This window comes from Bradyrhizobium sp. HKCCYLS3077 (assembly GCF_051167555.1).
In the GTDB taxonomy this organism is placed as follows: domain Bacteria; phylum Pseudomonadota; class Alphaproteobacteria; order Rhizobiales; family Xanthobacteraceae; genus Bradyrhizobium.
In genome coordinates this window covers 382340-400005 of record NZ_JBNPTH010000003.1, presented here as the reverse complement: position 1 = coordinate 400005, position 17666 = coordinate 382340, and the positions used below count along the sequence as shown (strand labels likewise).

Here is a 17666-nt window from a genome sequence, read left to right as displayed (position 1 = left end):
TCGCCATCGTCTGTGCAAAAGTTCCTGGCGTCAGTGCACGTGATGTAAGGTCGCCATATCGTGATGCCGTCAATACCCCGGAATGCCGATAATATGGGGATAGTTTAACTCAACGAATACAGCGCCTTCGCATGGATTGGCAGCCGTGTCCCGATAAACTGGAGCGGAACGCCGGTCGACAGGTTGAATCGGCAAGTTGAAGATGCGGGGCAGAAGGAGCGACGGGAATGGCTGAGAGTGCCGAGAAGCTCGAGGATGCGATCATCCGATCGGCCGAACAGGTCTCCGGGCAGATCCGCGCGGCGAAGGAAGCGATCTCCAACGTGATCTTCGGCCAGGATCGCGTCGTGGAGAACACGCTGGTGACGATCCTGTCCGGCGGACACGCGCTGCTGATCGGCGTCCCCGGTCTCGCCAAGACCAAGCTGGTCGAGACGCTCGGCGTCACGCTCGGCCTCGATGCCAAGCGCGTGCAGTTCACGCCCGACCTGATGCCGTCAGACATTCTCGGCGCCGAGGTGCTCGACGAGAGCACGGTCGGCAAGCGCTCGTTCCGCTTCATCGCCGGACCGGTGTTTGCGCAACTGCTGATGGCCGACGAGATCAACCGCGCCAGCCCGCGCACGCAATCGGCGCTGCTGCAGGCGATGCAGGAACAGCACATCACCGTCGCAGGCGCGCGGCATGATCTGCCGAAGCCTTTCCACGTGCTCGCCACGCAGAACCCGCTGGAGCAGGAGGGAACCTATCCCCTGCCCGAGGCGCAGCTCGACCGCTTCCTGATGGAGATCGATGTCGACTATCCCGACCGGGACGCCGAGCGCCGCATCCTGTTCGAAACCACTGGCGCCGAAGAGAGCGCCGCCAAGGGCGCAATGACCGCCGACGCGCTGATCGCGGCACAGCGGCTGGTGCGGCGTCTGCCGGTCGGCGATTCCGTCGTCGAGGCGATCCTGTCGCTGGTGCGCTCCGCGCGTCCCGGCCCGGATGCCGGCGATGCCGGCAAGCTGATCGCCTGGGGCCCGGGTCCGCGCGCCAGCCAATCCCTGATGCTCGCGGTGCGCGCCCGCGCGCTGCTCGACGGCCGCCTCGCGCCGTCGATCGATGACGTGCTCGACCTCGCCGAGCCGGTGCTCAAGCACCGCATGGCACTGACCTTCCCCGCTCGCGCCGAGGGTCGCACCATTCCGGACGTGATCCGGCAACTGAAGAGCCGGATCGGTTGATGGCGACAGCACCGGGGCACGCCGACAAGGAGATTCTCGCGATCCGGCGTGCCGATGGCGAAAGCCGGACGCTGGCGTCCTCGCTGCCGCGTCTCGTGCTCGAAGCCCGGCAGATCGCCGCCAACGTCATCCATGGCCTGCATGGACGGCGGCGGGCCGGCTCCGGTGAGAGCTTCTGGCAATATCGCCGCTTCGTATCCGGTGAGCCCTCGCAACGCGTCGACTGGCGCCGCTCGGCACGCGACGACCATTTGTATGTCCGCGAACAGGAATGGGAAGCCGCGCACACCGTGTGGATCTGGCCCGATCGCTCGCCCTCGATGGCGTTCGCGTCAAAAGGCGCGCGCGACAGCAAGCTCGAACGCGCGCTGATCGTGACCTTCGCACTGGCTGAGCTGTTGGTCGCCGGCGGCGAGCGCGTCGGCATTCCCGGCCTGCTGCATCCGACCGCGAGCCGCAACGTCATCGACCGCATCGCGCAGGCGATGCTGCATGACGAAGCTGCACGGCCGAGCCTGCCGCCATCCTTCGTGCCTTCGGCGCTCGCCGAGATCGTCGTGCTCGCGGACTTCTGGTCGCCGATCTCCGAGATCAGCACCATGCTGGCCGGCCTGTCCGCTTCGGGCGCGCACGGCACGATGGTGCAGGTGGTCGATCCCGCGGAAGAAAGCTTCCCTTATTCCGGCCGCGTCGAATTCGTCGAGCCCGAGGGCGGCGAGGTGATCACCGCCGGCCGCGCCGAGAGCTGGGCGCAGGACTACGTCGCCCGCGTCGCGCTGCATCGCGACCAGATCCGCGCCGAGACCGGCAAGCTGGGCTGGTTGTTCACGACGCACACCACCAGCCGCTCGGCGGCTGAGCTGCTGCTGTTTCTCCACGCCGGCATGACGACGAGCAAGGTTGGCGGAGGACTGCGCGCATGATGGGCCTGCCGCTGTCCTTCGCCGAACCGCTGCTGCTGACCGGACTGATCAGCCTGCCGGCGTTGTGGTGGCTGTTGCGGGTGATGCCGCCGCGGCCGCGGCGCATCGAGTTCCCGCCGACGCGGCTGCTGTTCGACATCACGCCGAAGGAGGAGACGCCGTCGCGATCGCCGTGGTGGCTGACCCTGCTGCGCCTGATCGCGGCCGCGCTGGTGATCTTCGCGGCAGCCGGCCCGATCTGGAACCCGCGCACCGAGGCGGTCGGCAGCAAGGCGCCGCTGGTGCTGCTGCTCGACGACAGCTGGAGCGCGGCGGCGAGCTGGGAGACCCGCATCAAGGCCGCTGACGAGATCATCGCCAATGCCGATGCCGATCGCCGTGGCGTCGCGCTGCTGCCGCTGTCGGAGCCGGCGCGTGATCTCACGCTGATGCCGGCCGGCGCGGCGCGCGTGGCGTTGCGCCAGATCGCGCCGAAGCCGTACACGACCGAGCGCGCCGATGCGCTGCCGCAGCTCGACCGCTTCCTCAAAGCAACCGGCGATGCCGAAATCCTTTGGTTCTCCGACGGCGTCGATCCCGGCCGTGGCAGCGAGTTCGTGACCGGCCTCGCCAAGACCATCGGCGAGCGCAGCCTGACCGTGTTCGAAGGCGGCACCACCTCGACGCTGGCGCTCGCCGGCGCCGAGAACGCCGCCGCGAAGATGACGGTGAAGGTGCTGCGCGCCGATCTCTCGGTGCCCGGCGGCATCGTGCGCGCGCTGGATGCCAAGGGCTCGCCGCTCGGCGAGGCGCCGTTCAGCTTCACCGGCAATGCGCACGACGCGGAAGCGAGCTTCGATCTGCCGGTCGAGCTACGCAACGACATCACGCGATTGGAAATCGCCGGCGAGCGTTCAGCCGGTGCCGTGCAGCTGCTCGACAAGCGCTGGCGCCGCCGCGCGGTCGGCATTGTTTCGGGTGCAACCAGCGACACCGCGCAGCCGCTGCTCGCGCCGACGTTCTATCTGACACGCGCGCTTTCGCCATTCGCCGATCTCCGGCTCGGCGATCGTGGCGCGCCGCAGCAGGTCATCACGCAGTTCCTGGATCAGAAAGTGCCGATGATCGTGATGGCCGACGTCGGTACGTTGTCGCCGGAGCTGCGCGACCGTCTCAACGGCTGGATCGAGAATGGCGGCGTGCTGGTGCGCTTCGCCGGTCCGCGGCTGGCGCAGGGCGACGACGACCTCGTGCCGGTGAAGCTGCGCCGCGGCGGCCGCACGCTCGGCGGCAGCCTGACCTGGGAGAAGCCGCAGCATCTCGCCGCCTTCGCCGCCGACGGCCCGTTCGCCGGCATCAGCGTGCCGAAGGACGTCACCGTCAACCGCCAGGTGCTTGCTGAGCCCGACGCGGTGCTCGCGACCAAGAGCTGGGCCTCGCTCGAGGACGGCACGCCCCTGGTCACCGGCGAGCATCGCGGCAAGGGCCTGATCGCGCTGTTCCATGTCAGCGCCGACATGCGCTGGTCGGACCTGCCGATGTCGGGCGCGATGGTCGAGATGCTTCGCCGCATCGTCGACATGTCCGGCTACACCTCGACGCCGGGCCCTGGCCCCGCGGGCGAGACCGCCAAGGCGACGTTGGCGCCGCTGCACATCCTCGACGGCTTCGGCGCCTTCGGACCGCCGCCTTCGACCGCCAAGCCGCTGCCGGCCGATTTCAACGACAGGGCCTCCCTGGATCATCCACCCGGCTTCTATGGCCCTGCCGACGGACCCACCGCCGTGAACACGCTCAGTCCCGCCGATCGCATCCTGCAGCTCGACACCTCGGCGCTGCGCGCCAAGCGCGCCAGCTACACCACCGCCGAGCCACGTGATCTCCGGGGCATCCTGCTGTCGACCGCGCTGCTGCTGTTCCTGATCGATGCCATCATCGTCGCCCTGCTCGGCGGCGCGTTGGCCTCGCTGATCCGGCGCCGCCGCCCGGCTACGGCCGTCATCGCTTTCGCGATGCTTGCGACGGCGGCCGTGCTGGCGATCGCGATGCCGACCAGCGCGCGCGCCGATGCGGCCAGCGATGACTTCGCCATGCGCGCGGTGTCGCAGACGCGGCTCGCCTATGTCGTGACCGGAAATGCCGACGTCGACTCCATCGTCAAGGCCGGCCTGACGGGGCTGACCCTGTTCCTGGCGCAACGCACCGCGCTCGAAGCCGGCGATCCCGTCGGCGTTGATCCCGCCCATGACGAGCTGGCGTTCTTCCCGCTGATCTACTGGCCGATCGTGCCGGGCGCGCCGAAGCCGCCGCAGGACGCGATCAACAAGATCGACGCCTATATGAAGCAGGGCGGCACGGTGATTTTCGATACGCGCGACGCGGTCGAGGCGCCTCCGGGCGAGAATGGCGCGCAGCAGACCCCGGGCATGCAGTCGCTGCGCGAGATCCTGTCCTCGCTCGATGTGCCGGAGCTCGAACCGGTGCCGCGCGAGCACGTGCTGACCAAGACGTTCTATCTGCTGCGCGACTTCCCCGGCCGCTTCACCGCCGGCCAGACCTGGGTCGAGGCGCTGCCCAAAGACGAGGATGAAGACAGCGCCTCCAGGCCCGCGCGCGGCGGCGACGGCGTGTCGCCGATCATCATCACCTCCAACGACCTCGCCGGCGCCTGGGCGATCCGCCCCGACGGCCAGGCCATGCTGCCGATGGTGCCGGGCGAGCCGCGCCAGCGCGAATTCGCCTTCCGCGCCGGCGTCAACATCGTGATGTACACCCTGACCGGCAACTACAAGGCCGACCAGGTCCACGCGCCGGCGCTGATCGAACGGCTCGGGCAGTGATGTCATTTGTGCGCGTAGGTCGCGCCCAACCCACAGCCGTCATGCCCGGGCTTGACCCGGGCATCCACGTCACTCAGCGGACCCTGCTGGACGTGGATGCCCGGGACAAGCCCGGCCATGACGACAACTGCGAGTTTGCCTCATGAACTACGGCATCGCGTTCACGCCTCTCGTCCCGACGATCGTGCTGTGGCTCGCGATCGGCGCGATCGTGGTCATCGCGGCGCTGCTGCTGATCAGCCGCTCCCGCTCCGCCTGGATCCGCGTCACCGCGCTCGCCTTGATCGCGCTCGCGCTCGCCAATCCGCAGTTCACGCGCGAGGACCGCGAGCCGCTGAGTTCGGTTGCCGCCGTCGTCGTCGACAAGAGCCCGAGCCAGAATTTCGGCGACCGCACCCGGCAGACCCAGGCCGCCCAGGAGGCGCTGGTCGACAGCCTGAAGAAGATCAAGGGCCTCGAAGTGCGCGTCGTCGACGCCGGCCAGGCCGACGGCGAGACCGACGGCACGCATCTGTTCAGCGCGCTGACCTCGGCGCTGTCGGACGTGCCGGTTGACCGCGTTGCCGGCGCGTTCCTGATCACCGACGGCCGCGTGCACGACATTCCCGGCAACATGGCCGCGCTGGGCTTCCAGGCGCCGCTGCAGGCGCTGATCACCGGACAGAAAGCCGAGCGCGACCGCCGCGTCGCGATCACCGCAGCTCCTCGCTTCGGCATCGTCGGCCAGCCGCAGACCGTCAGCTTCCGGCTCGACGACCAGGGCGTCGTCGGCGCCAGCGCCAAGGTCGTGATCCGGCGCGACGGCGAGGTCATCAGCGAACGCACCATGACCAGCGGGCAGACGTCGAAAATCGACGTCGACGTCAAGCATGAAGGCCAGAACATCGTCGAGATCGAGGCCTCGCCGCTCGACAATGAGCTGACCCTGGTCAACAACCGCGCGGTCGTCTCGATCGATGGCGTGCGCGACAAGCTGCGCGTGCTCCTGGTGTCGGGCGAGCCGCATTCCGGCGAGCGCACCTGGCGCAACCTCCTGAAGTCGGACGCCAGCATCGACCTCGTCCACTTCACGATCCTGCGGCCGCCGGAGAAGCAGGACGGCACGCCGATCAACGAGCTGTCGCTGATCGCGTTTCCGACCCGCGAGCTGTTCCAGCAGAAGATCAACGAATTCCAGCTGATCATCTTCGATCGCTACGCCCGCCAGGGCGTGCTGCCGATCGCCTATTTCGACAACATCGCACGCTATGTCCGCAATGGCGGCGCGGTGCTGGTCTCGGCCGGGCCGGACTACGCCTCCAACACCAGCATCTGGCGCACGCCGCTGGACTCGGTGCTCCCTGCAGAGCCGGTCGGCGTCACCGAGAAGCCGTTCTACGCGCATCTCTCCGACGCAGGAAAGCGTCATCCCGTGACGCGCGGCCTCGAAGGGTCCGCCTCCGAGCCGCCGCGCTGGAGCCGCTTCTTCCGCACTGTCGAGACGCGCAATGCGGTGAGTCCTCCGGTGATGACCGGCGCCGATGGCAAGCCGCTGCTCTTGCTGTCGCGCTTCGGCGCGGGCCGCGTCGCGCTGCTACTGTCCGATCACATCTGGCTGTGGGCGCGCGGCTATGAAGGCGGCGGCCCGCATCTCGATCTGCTGCGGCGCATGTCGCACTGGCTGATGCAGCAGCCTGATCTGGACGAGGAAGCGCTGCGGCTGCAGATGCAGGGCAAGGATCTCGCGGTCATCCGCCAGACCATGGGCGACACCGTGCCGCCGGTGACCGTGACGTCGCCGTCCGGCCAGACGCGCGAGCTCACGCTCGCCCAGGGCGATCCCGGCGAGTGGCGCGCGACCCTGCCGGCCAGCGAGCTCGGCCTGTGGCAGGCCACCGACGGCACGTTGAAGGCGCTGATCAATGTCGGCCCGACCAATCCGAAGGAGTTCTCCGAGGTCACCTCGACCACCGAGACCCTGAAGCCGCTGGCGCAGGCCACCGGCGGCGATGCCCGCCGCATCGCCGACGGATCGAGCCTGGACATGCCGCGCATCGTGCCCGTGAAGTCGTCGACGCTGTTCAGCGGAGACGGCTGGATGGGCGTGCGGATGCGCGACGCCAGCGTCGTCAAGGGCGTCGGCGTGCTGCCGATGTTTGCCGGCGTGATCGGCCTGTTGCTGCTGCTCGGCGCGCTCGCCGCGACCTGGGTGCGCGAGGGACGCTGACCCCGGGCTTGCACCCTGAGGTGCAAGCCGCGTGGCGCGAAGGGCACAATGTCTGTGATTCTGCGCGAACGCGACTGCGCTATGATTGACGCCGCGCCACCCCGCTGCGATGTTACATTGTAACAACGGCTGAGCTACTCAGCTGAACGGGGTGGCCAATCGACATGAACCAGATCGACATGAGCCAGAGCTGGCCATGAGCTGGTTTCGCGCGAACATCAAGGATGGCTCGCGGCTGGCGCTGTTCGCGCTGCTGCTGCAGTTCGCGCTCGCCTTCGGCCACGTTCACTGGATCGCCGGCCAGGCTGGCGATGGCGGCCGGATCACGACGGCGCAGGCTCACACCGGATCCACACCAAACCAGGATCCCGATCAGCAGCCGTCCGCCGATGGCTGCGCCATCTGCGCCGTCATGGCGATGGCGCAATCTGTCCTGCTGTCGCCGGTCCCCGTTCTGACGCTTCCTGAAGCGGTCGGATTTCGTCTCCCCGAGGCGATTGCCACCGACGTCGCGGCTGCCATCATTGATGCCGCCTTCCAGCCACGCGCCCCTCCCCTCGCCTGATCTGACACCGGTCGAAACGCCGGCGCGCTGCGCTCATGCGCACCTGTATGGCGTGAAGGAATGGATCCGTCGCAAGCGACGGCAGGCGCATCCCACCCGCAACGAAGGACGTGGGATCGCCTGATCAGGATCAGGAATGGAAGAATGTTGCCGAGAGCTTTGATGTCGGGCTGCAGCGTCGCAGCCATGTTGTGCGCTTTGGGCGCGCCTGCGCGCGCCGATGATCCTGTCAAACCTTCGGCGGAATTGCCCGAGGTCACGGTCACGGCGCCGAGTCCGATCCGCGCCCGCAAGCCGGTGGTGCCGCGGCCCAATCCCACGGCCCGCGTTGCTGGCCGAGGCACGCGGACCCCAGCGCCGTCGCGCGAAGCCCAGGCCGCGCCACCTCCGCCGCAGCAGGGCGTGCTGCCGATCGTGACCGATCAGTTCGCAACCGTGACCGTGGTCCCGAACGAGGAGATCCGCCGCTCCGGCGCGGCCACGCTCGGCGATCTCCTCAACTCGAAGCCCGGCATCACCGGATCGAGCTTCGCGCCGGGCGCCTCCAGCCGGCCGATCATCCGCGGCCTCGACGTCAATCGCGTCGGCATCGTCGAGAACGGCATCGGCGGCGGCGGCGCCTCCGATCTCGGCGAAGACCATTTCGTGCCGATCGATCCGCTCACCAGCGACCAGATCGAAGTGGTGCGCGGCCCGGCCGCGCTGCGCTACGGCTCGACCTCGATCGGCGGTGTCGTCAGCGCCACCAACAACCGCATTCCGCAGGCGTTACCGACCTGCTCGACCGCGCCGTTCCAGACCTATGGCCTGCCGGCCAGCGCGCCCGCCGCAAGCAGCGCGCCTTGCGTCACCGCGGAAACGCGCACCTCCGTCAGTTCGGTCGACCGCGGCGTCGAGGGCGGCATCCTGCTCGATGCCGGCGGCGGCAATTTTGCCCTTCACGCAGATGCCTATGGTCGCAAGACCGGCGACTATTCCATTCCGGGCTATCCCTACCTGTTCGATCAGACCCGCCCCGTGAACGGGCGGCAGCCGAACTCGGCCGTGCAGAACGAGGGCGCCTCGATCGGCGGAAGCTACTTCTTCACCGGCGGCTTCATCGGCGCGGCGATCACCCAGACCAACGCGCTCTACCACATCCCCGGCATCGACGGCGCCGACAGCCGCACCCGGATCGACGCGCATCAGACCAAGATCACCGCCAAGGGCGAGTACCGTCCGGACTCCGCGGCCATCGACGCCGTCCGTTTCTGGCTTGGCGCGACCGACTATCGGCACAACGAGATCGGCTTGGCCGATACGACCGATCCGACCACCGACGGCGTGCGCCAGACCTTCACCAACCGCGAGCAGGAAGCCCGCGTCGAGATGCAGATGATGCCGGTCAATCTGCGCTTCGCCACGCTGACGACCGCCTATGGCGTGCAGGCCGGCCACCAGGAGCTGAACGCGCCGAGCCCCGACAATCCCGGCTCGGTCTTCAACGGCCTGTTCGGGCCGAACACAAACAACCGCGTCGCCGGCTACGTCTTCAACGAGCTCGCCTTCACACCCTCGACCAAGGCGCAGATCGCCGGCCGTATCGAGCACGTGTCGCTGAACGGCTCGACGCCGAACTTCCCCGGCGACTATCTGCCGGACGGCACGCCGCAGGCCAACATCGCGCGCAACCCGTCCTACACGCCGAAGAGTGCGAGCGTCGGCCTGCTGCAGAACCTGCCCGGTGATCTCGTCGCGAGCGTCACCGCGCAATATGTCGAGCGCGCGCCGAAGGCGGCCGAACTGTTCTCGCGCGGCGGGCATGATGCGACGGCGACGTTCGACATCGGCAATCCGAACCTGACGATCGAGACCGCCAAGACCGTCGAAGTCGGCCTGCGCAAGGCCACCGGCCCGTTCCGCTTCGAGGCCACCGCCTACTACACGCAGTTCAGCAACTTCATCTATCGCCGGCTGACCGGCGTGATGTGCGATGACGATTTCGATTCGTGCGGCACGACCGGCACCGAGCTGAACCAGGCGGTCTACTCGCAGCGCAACGCGTTGTTCCGTGGCGCCGAGTTCCAGAGCCAGTTCGACGTCTCCCAGCTCGGCAGCGGCATCTGGGGAATAGAGAACCAGTTCGACGTCGTCCGCGCCACCTTCCCCGACGGCACCAACGTGCCGCGCATCCCGCCGATGCGGGTCGGCGGCGGCCTGTTCTGGCGCGATGCCAACTGGCTGACCCGCATCAACCTGCTGCACGCCTTCGCGCAGAACGACGTGGCGCAGATCGCGGAGACGCCGACGGCGGGCTACAACCTGTTGAAGGCCGAAGTCAGCTACCGCACCAAGCTCGACCCGAACATGTTCGGTGCGCGCGAGATGCTGGTCGGCATGGTCGGCAACAACCTGCTCAACGAGAAGATCCGCAACTCCGTGTCCTACACCAAGGACGAGGTGCTGCTGCCCGGCATCGGCGTGCGGCTGTTCGCCAATCTGAAGTTCTGACCGACGGCGCGGAGGGGGAGCAGCCTCCCCCTCCGCGTCATTGCGAGGGGCGAAGCGACGAAGCAATCCAGAGCCGTGGACGGGACTCTGGATTGCTTCGCTCGCAATGACGAAGAGACCGAGACTACTTCGCGTAATCCCAATCCGGACGGATCGCGCCTTCGACGCCCTCGAAGGCGCCGTCCACCAGCTCATTCACCAGCAGCCGGTTATAATCCACCGGGCCCGGCATCGTCGCCCGGCCCTTCGGCACCGGCTTGAAGCCGACGCGGGTGTAATAGGCGGCGTCGCCGACCAGCAGGATGAAGCGGTGGCCCTGCGTCCGCGCGTCCGCGATCGAGCGCTCCATCAGCATGCGGCCGATGCCGTGCTTGCGGAACGGCGGCTCGACCGTCAGCGGCCCGAGCATCAGGGCCTTGGTGTCGCCGACGCAAATCGGCAATTGCCGGACGGAGCCGACCAGCAGGGTGCCGATATGGGCCGTGAACGACAAGGCGAGCAGATGGTCGACATGCTCGCGCAGGCGGTAGGCGCTCAGCACGAAGCGGCCGGGGCCGAAGGTACGTTCATGCAGCCGCTCGATGGCTTGCGCATCGCCCGGCTTCTCGGCGGAGATCGTAATGGACAGGTCACTCATGTGGGGTGGCGGGATAGCATCCCCAAGCGGCGCGGTCCATGGCTCCATTTCCTCTCATAAGCCCGGCGGCGAGCCGCCGGATTCCGGCCGAGTCTCACTCCGCCGGCATCGTCTTCTCGACCAGCCGCACCCAATAGGACGCGCCGTGGCCGAGGATGTTGTCGTTGAAGCGATAGGCCGGATGATGGCAGTCGTTGCCGTCGCCCATGCCGAGGAAGACGAAGGCGCCTGGACGGGCCTGCAGCATGAAGGCGAAATCCTCCGCGCCCATCAGCGGCGGTGCGTTGTCGACCACACGCTCGGCACCGACCACGTCGCGGGCGACATCGGCGGCGATCACGGCTTCGCGCGCGTGGTTCATCGTGATCGGATAGAGCCGGGTGTATTTGGTCGTTGCCGTGCCGCCATAGGTGCGGGCGATGCCGTCGGCGACCTCGGCGATGCGGCGCTCGACGAGGTCCTGCACCTCGGGATCGAGCGTGCGCACGGTGCCCTTCAGCTCGACCGTCTCGGGAATCACGTTCATCGCCTTGCCGGCCTCGACCATGCAGATCGAGATGACGGCCGATTTGACCGGGTCGACATTGCGCGAGACGATCGACTGCAGCGCGGTGATGATGTGCGCGGCGATCAGCACGCTGTCGACCGCCTTGTGCACGCCGGCCCCGGCATGGCCGCCCTTGCCGTGCACGGTGATCTCGAGCTGATCGGATGACGCCAGCATCGGGCCCGGCCGCAGCGCGAACATGCCCTCGGGCACCCCCGGCGCATTGTGCAGGCCATAGACCTCCTGGATGCCCCAGCGGGTCATGAGCCCATCATCCACCATCGCCTTGCCGCCGGCGCCGCCCTCTTCGGCCGGCTGGAAGATCACGATCGCCGTGCCATCGAAATTGCGGGTGTCGGCAAGATGCTTGGCGGCGCCGAGCAGCATCGCGGTATGGCCGTCATGGCCGCAGGCATGCATCAGGCCGGGCGTCTTCGAGGCATAGGGCACGCCCGAGGCCTCCTCGATCGGCAGCGCATCCATGTCGGCGCGCAGGCCGATGATGCGGCCGGAGTCGGTCTTGCGCCCGCGGATGACGCCGACCACGCCGGTGCGGCCGATGCCCGTCACCACCTCGTCGCAGCCGAACTCGCGCAACCGATCAGCGACGATGCCGGCGGTGCGGTGCACCTCGTACATCAGCTCGGGATGTTCATGGAAATCGTGGCGCCAGGCCGCCATGTCGTCGGCGAGCGCGGCGATGCTGTTCAGGATGGGCATGGATGATCGTCTCGTTCAGGACATCGAAGCCCGGACCATGGCCGGAACAGCGCACGGACACAAGCTTCGGCCTCGCCCTGGCAAGCCCCCCACGTCCAGCGTCAGCCTCCCACAGGCGATTGCGACAGATACGCCAAGAGCTTCATCTCGCGCCGACCGCGCGTGACGGTGTCGAGCACCAGACCCGACGAGGCCGACAGCAGTGCCATGATCATCAGGCCCATCGACAGCACCGCCGTCGGCAGCCGCGGCACCAGACCTGTCTCGATGAAGGTGACGAAGATCGGAATAGCGAAGCCCACCGAGACCAGCGCGAAGAAGATGCCGATGGCGGTGAAGAAGCGCAGCGGCTTCTCGGAGCGGTACAGTTTCAGGATCGTGTTGAGGATGCGGAAGCCGTCGCGCCAGGTGTTGAGCTTGGAGACCGAGCCCTCGGGACGTGCGTAGTAAGGGGTTGCGATCTCGGCGACCGGCAGCGCCAGCTCCAGCGCATGCACGGTGAGTTCGGTCTCGATCTCGAAGCCGTCGGACAGCACGGGAAAGGATTTGACGAAGCGGCGCGAGAACACGCGGTAGCCGGACAGGATGTCCTTGAAGGCCTGGCCGAACACCTCGGCGAGGAAGCTCGTCAGCATCCAGTTGCCGGTGCGATGGCCCATGCGGTACGCCGCCTGCTCCTGGTCGACCCGCAAGCCGACCACCATGTCGAGCCGCTCGCTCACCAGCCGCTCGATCATCGCGGGCGCGCTCGGCGCGTCATAGGTGGCGTCGCCGTCGACCAGCACGTAGATGTCGGCATCGACGTCTGCGAACATCCGCCGGACGACATGGCCCTTGCCCTGCCGCCGCTCGCTGCGGACCTCGGCGCCGGCAGCGCGCGCGACCTCGACGGTGCGGTCCTTGGAATTGTTATCGTAGACGTAAACAGTCGCCGTCGGCAGCGCCTGCATGAAGTCGCGGACCACGGTCGCGACCGCCGCCTCTTCATTGTAGCAGGGCACCAGCACGGCAATCCGCATCGGTTGAGAACTCATGGACCCGTCTCCCATGGCCGGGAGATTGCCCGCATTCGGTGCAGAATCTCATAATGAGCCGGCGCGCTCGGGCCGCCATGTCGGAATGATCTTAACGCCATCCATCACCTCGCGCAGGCGGGACAGCGTTCCGAGCGTGGTGCCCTCCGGCAGCGCATCGAAGGCAAAGAATCCGGTCTCGACGATCTCGCGGTTCGGCTCCGGCGGCCGGTCCTGCGTAAACCTCTTGATAACGAACACGGCGACGTGGTCGCGCGGCGAGACGTGGCTGTTGAGGAAGATGCCGTGCAGCTCCGGCTCGCCGGCCAGCGCGATCCGCCCCTCCTCGAACAGCTCCCGCTCCAGCGCCTGCATGAAGGTTTCGCCGACCTCGACGCCGCCGCCCGGCAGGTGCCAGCCCGAGACATAGCCATGCCGGACCAGGAACACCCGGTTCTCGGCATCCAGCACCACGCCGCGGACGCCGAGCGTCATGCCCCTGGCGAAGCGCCAATAGAGATGGAATCCGCGCCGCAGCACCGGCTCGAACCGGATCCGCAACCTGCTGAGCTGTGTTGTCGTCAAATCGCGTCATCCCCGGTTGGTCTTGCGCTCGAAGGCCGGGCTTGCCATGAGAGCGCCAGCATGAGGGATAGCACGACATGATCGTTGAGCGCGCACGCATCCGCCATCGGCGCAGGGACCGGTGATGGCCGCCTTCACGCTCGCGCATCTGTCCGACCCCCACCTTGCCCCGCAATCGCGGCCGCGCCTGTCCGAGCTCGCGGGCAAGCGGGCGCTCGGCTATCTCAATTGGACGCGCAACCGCTACAAATATCACCGGCGCGACATCCTCGACCTCCTGATCTCCGACCTGCACACGCAGATGCCCGACCAGATCGCCGTCACCGGCGATCTCGTCAATTTCGCCCTGGAGTCGGAATTTCCGCTCGCCCAGGCCTGGCTCCAGACAGTGGGACCGCCCGACAAGGTCACCGCAATTCCGGGCAATCACGACGCCTATGTCCGCTCGACGCGCCTGCGCTTCGCCGAGAGCTTTGCCGCCTATTTCGGCGGCGATGCCGAGGGCCCGGCGACGTTTCCGTCGTTGCGCCGGCGCGGGCCGCTGGCGCTGATCAGCCTGTCCTCGGCCGTGCCGTCCGCGCCGTTCATGGCCACGGGACGGATCGGCAGCGCCCAGCTCGCGGCGCTGGATCAGCTGCTCGCGTCGCTGGCGCATGAGCCGCTGTTTCGTGTGCTGCTGGTGCATCATCCGCTGCGCTCGGCCAATCGGATGAAGCGGCTGACCGACTCCAAGGCGCTCATCGCGCTGCTCGCGCGCCACGGCGTCGAGCTGGTGCTGCACGGCCATGACCACGTGCATTCGACGCTCTGGATCGATGGCCCGGAGCGCAAGATTCCGGTCGTCGGCGTGCCCTCCGCGTCGTCGCTCGCGCATGGCCATTATCCGGCCGCGGCCTACAACATTTTCGCCGTCGCGCCCGAAGGCAATCATTGGCGTTGCGAGATGACCGTGCGCGCCGTCAACGATGCGATGCGCGTGCGTGAGATCCGCCAGATCCGCCTGCTCTGAGCGCGTCAGAAGTTGATCGGCTTCAGGCTCTCGTAGAGCGCGATGCCGAACAGCGACAGCGCGCCGAGCACGAAGCCGAGCACGAACGGCCAGAACCGTCCGCGCCTTGGCGTCTCGCTGCTCGCCTGAGCCTGCATACGCGCCACGCCGAAGGCGCGCTCGCGCTCGACCATGCGGCGGGCGACGTAGTCGGTCACGGCCTTCACGATCGCGCCGATGTCGTGCGACTCGGCGAGCACGATGCGGCCGTTGCGGGTATCCTGCACGAAGCGGTACTGCCGCTTGTCCCGCCCCATCACGACATGGGCGACGACATCGATCCATAGCCGAGGCGTCTCGCCCTGGCTGATCGCGCGATCGAACAGGTCGATCTGACTGGGGATCTCGGCGAACAGCGGGTCGAGCGCCTCGTTGAGAATCTCCAGCCGCGCCACCTCGGCGTCGCGCAGATCGACCACCACGCCCGTCCGGTCGGCGGCCTCGATGCGGGCCTGGCGCAGCGCCTCGCGCAAGCGGAGGGGACGCGGTTCGGTGCTGCTGTCGGGGGCCTCGGACATCGCTGACGCTTTCACGGTTCGGCCCTGGTTTCGCCAGGTTTTCTCCCATTAACCTATCAGTAACCCCGTATTCCGCAAACCCCATTTGTCTTCAATGGGTTATAAGCACGTTGATATCATCAGCCGCGCCTAAACGGACGTGGGCGGCCCCCTCCGGTATGACCCGGCTGAGACCGCCCCGTCCTTGGGCTCTTCCTCGAGCTTTATTCAGATACCTTGCAGTGCCGTGCTTGCTGGCGGTCAGGCCGCCGGCGCGCGCTGCGGCTCCTCGACGATCGAGAAGCGGACGCCGGCCTTGTGACGGTTCTCCTCGGACACTTCGCGCCAGCAATCCTCGGCTTCCTTGCGCGACTTGAACGGCCCCTTCACCTGGGCCGAGCCCTCCACCAGCTTGTGGAAATTCATCGAGCCGAACTCGCCGCCGATCACCCAGAAATTGCTGGTCATGAGACCCTCCATCAACCGTCACAACTTTGACAGTGCATTGCGATTTGCGTGACCAGAGATAAACGCGAAACCGGCAGCTTCGTATAGAGGCCTTGTTTTTGAATGGTGATGTCATGTAACATCATCACTTGTCACAAATGTCATTTTGTAAATCTTGTCACAAACCGAGAGCTGGAGGGCTCTGAGGGGTCGCGATGCCCGGCGAATCCGGAAAGAAGCTGTTCGTCGGTCCGCGCTTCCGGCGCATCCGCCAGCAATTGGGCCTGTCGCAGACCCAGCTCGCCGAGGGGCTCGGCATCTCGCCGAGCTACGTCAACCTGATCGAGCGCAACCAGCGCCCTGTCAGCGCCCAGATCCTGCTGCGGCTGGCCGAGGTCTACGACCTCGATTTGCGCGATCTCGCCACCGCCGACGAGGACCGCTTCTTCGCCGAGCTCAACGAGATCTTCTCCGATCCCTTGTTCCGCCAGATCGAGCTGCCCAAGCAGGAGCTGCGCGACCTCGCCGAGCTCTGCCCCGGCGTCACCCACGCGCTGCAGCGGCTGTACGCCGCCTATGCCGAGGCCCGGCGCGGCGAGACGCTGGTCGCGGCGCAGATGGCCGACCGCAACGCCGGCGGTCATTTCGAGGCCAATCCGATCGAGCGGGTGCGCGACCTGATCGAGGCCAACCGCAACTACTTCCCGGAGCTCGAGCAGCAGGCCGAAGCCCTGCGCGACGCGCTCGACGTCCCGGCCGAGGGGCTCTATGCCGCGCTCGCCGCGCGCTTGCGCGAGAAGCATTCGGTGCAGACCCGCGTGATGCCGGTCGATGTGATGCGCGAGACCCTGCGCCGCTACGACCGCCACCGGCGGCAATTGCTGATCTCCGAACTGGTCGATGGACCAGGCCGCACGTTTCAGCTTGCCGTGCAGCTCGGCATGGCGGAGTGCCTGCCGCAGTTCGAGATCATCATCGGCCGCGCCGGCGCGATCGACGACACCTCGCGCCGGCTCTACCGCATGACGCTGGCGAGCTACTACGCTGCCGCCGTGATGATGCCCTATGCGCCGTTCCTCGCAGCGGCCGAGGCGCTGAGCTACGACATCAACGTGCTGGCGCAACGCTTCAGCACTGGCTTCGAGCAGATCTGTCACCGCCTCACCACCTTGTCGCGTCCGAACGCGCGCGGCATTCCGTTCTTCATGCTGCGCGTCGACAATGCCGGCAACGTCTCCAAGCGCTTTTCCTCGGGAACCTTCCCGTTCTCCAAATTCGGCGGCACCTGCCCGCTGTGGAACGTGCATTCGACCTTCGACACGCCGGACCGGCTGCTGAAGCAGATCATCGAGCTGCCGGACGGCTCGCGCTATTTCTCGATTGCCCAGATGGTCCGCCGTCCGGTGGCGCCGCATCCGCTGCCGCAGCCGCGTTTCGCCATCGGCCTGGGCTGCGAGATCAGGCATGCATCGCGCCTCGTCTATGCCGCCGGCATGGATCTGGACACGGCCGAAGGCACGCCGATCGGCGTCAACTGCCGGCTCTGCGAGCGCGAAAACTGCGCCCAGCGCGCCGAACCGCCGATCACGCGGACCTTGATCCTGGACGAGACAACGCGGCGTGTGAGTTCGTTCGCGTTCAGCAATGCGCGGGAGTTGTAGAGTCACTCCCCTATCCTCCGTCATTCCGGGGCGCGCGCAGCGTGAACCCGGAATCCATCTAACAACACGGCCCGCGGCCCGATGGATTCCGGGTTCGCGCTGCGCGCGCCCCGGAATGACAGCGAGTTTGTAGCACCGACCTCTCCACGTCATTGCGAGCGCAGCGAAGCAATCCAGGGCTCCGGACGTGACTCTGGATTGCTTCGCTGCGCTCGCAATGACGCGGACAGACGAAGGCCCAAGGCGGAAACTCATGACGCCAAGATATGCATGCGGTCACCC

The 17666-nt window shown here is 67.2% G+C and carries 14 protein-coding genes; 8 read left to right on the top strand and 6 right to left on the bottom strand.

The window, feature by feature from the left end:
• Positions 1-227: 227 nt before the first annotated feature.
• The 6 genes from ACQR0Z_RS13690 to ACQR0Z_RS13665 all read left to right on the top strand — a co-directional run bounded on the left by ACQR0Z_RS13690 (position 228) and on the right by ACQR0Z_RS13665 (position 10229).
• On the top strand, positions 228-1226 hold the full coding sequence (locus ACQR0Z_RS13690; RefSeq protein WP_434876962.1) for an AAA family ATPase: 999 nt from the start codon (positions 228-230) through the stop codon (positions 1224-1226).
• Complete coding sequence (locus ACQR0Z_RS13685) at positions 1226-2149, top strand: DUF58 domain-containing protein (RefSeq protein ID WP_434918957.1); 924 nt, start codon at positions 1226-1228, stop codon at positions 2147-2149. Before ACQR0Z_RS13690 ends, ACQR0Z_RS13685 begins: the two co-directional genes overlap by 1 nt.
• Positions 2146-4968 (top strand): DUF4159 domain-containing protein, encoded by a 2823-nt coding sequence (locus ACQR0Z_RS13680; RefSeq protein WP_434918956.1) that lies wholly within the window; start codon positions 2146-2148, stop codon positions 4966-4968. Before ACQR0Z_RS13685 ends, ACQR0Z_RS13680 begins: the two co-directional genes overlap by 4 nt.
• Before the next feature lie 142 nt (positions 4969-5110).
• Entirely contained in the window at positions 5111-7174 is a 2064-nt protein-coding gene (locus ACQR0Z_RS13675) for a hypothetical protein (protein WP_434918955.1), read from the top strand.
• A gap of 196 nt (positions 7175-7370) precedes the next feature.
• Positions 7371-7739: a DUF2946 family protein gene (locus tag ACQR0Z_RS13670; protein WP_434918954.1), complete on the top strand. Its 369-nt coding sequence runs from the start codon at positions 7371-7373 to the stop codon at positions 7737-7739.
• 162 nt (positions 7740-7901) lie between these two features.
• On the top strand, positions 7902-10229 hold the full coding sequence (locus tag ACQR0Z_RS13665; protein WP_434857097.1) for a TonB-dependent receptor: 2328 nt from the start codon (positions 7902-7904) through the stop codon (positions 10227-10229).
• Between the two features lie 124 nt (positions 10230-10353).
• Here the strand turns inward: ACQR0Z_RS13665 and ACQR0Z_RS13660 are convergent, their stop codons facing one another.
• The 4 genes from ACQR0Z_RS13660 to ACQR0Z_RS13645 all read right to left on the bottom strand — a co-directional run bounded on the left by ACQR0Z_RS13660 (position 10354) and on the right by ACQR0Z_RS13645 (position 13731).
• Positions 10354-10866, bottom strand: coding sequence for a GNAT family N-acetyltransferase (locus ACQR0Z_RS13660; protein ID WP_434857098.1), 513 nt, complete (start codon positions 10864-10866; stop codon positions 10354-10356).
• Between the two features lie 94 nt (positions 10867-10960).
• Complete coding sequence (locus tag ACQR0Z_RS13655; protein ID WP_434918953.1) at positions 10961-12133, bottom strand: M20 aminoacylase family protein; 1173 nt, start codon at positions 12131-12133, stop codon at positions 10961-10963.
• A gap of 101 nt (positions 12134-12234) precedes the next feature.
• Positions 12235-13167 carry a glycosyltransferase family 2 protein gene (locus tag ACQR0Z_RS13650; protein ID WP_434857100.1) on the bottom strand — a complete coding sequence of 311 codons (933 nt, stop codon included), beginning with the start codon at positions 13165-13167 and terminating at the stop codon, positions 12235-12237.
• Positions 13168-13215: 48 nt separating this feature from the next.
• Complete coding sequence (locus ACQR0Z_RS13645; RefSeq protein WP_434876968.1) at positions 13216-13731, bottom strand: NUDIX domain-containing protein; 516 nt, start codon at positions 13729-13731, stop codon at positions 13216-13218.
• Positions 13732-13855: 124 nt separating this feature from the next.
• On the opposite strand from ACQR0Z_RS13645, the gene ACQR0Z_RS13640 reads away from it, so the two are divergent.
• Positions 13856-14740, top strand: coding sequence for a metallophosphoesterase family protein (locus ACQR0Z_RS13640; RefSeq protein WP_434876969.1), 885 nt, complete (start codon positions 13856-13858; stop codon positions 14738-14740).
• A gap of 5 nt (positions 14741-14745) precedes the next feature.
• Here the strand turns inward: ACQR0Z_RS13640 and ACQR0Z_RS13635 are convergent, their stop codons facing one another.
• Positions 14746-15297: a hypothetical protein gene (locus tag ACQR0Z_RS13635; RefSeq protein WP_434918952.1), complete on the bottom strand. Its 552-nt coding sequence runs from the start codon at positions 15295-15297 to the stop codon at positions 14746-14748.
• A 240-nt stretch (positions 15298-15537) separates the two neighbouring features.
• Complete coding sequence (locus ACQR0Z_RS13630; protein ID WP_006612464.1) at positions 15538-15744, bottom strand: DUF4170 domain-containing protein; 207 nt, start codon at positions 15742-15744, stop codon at positions 15538-15540.
• 194 nt (positions 15745-15938) lie between these two features.
• On the opposite strand from ACQR0Z_RS13630, the gene ACQR0Z_RS13625 reads away from it, so the two are divergent.
• Positions 15939-17384 (top strand): helix-turn-helix domain-containing protein, encoded by a 1446-nt coding sequence (locus ACQR0Z_RS13625; RefSeq protein WP_434918951.1) that lies wholly within the window; start codon positions 15939-15941, stop codon positions 17382-17384.
• The last annotated feature ends 282 nt before the right edge of the window (positions 17385-17666 follow it).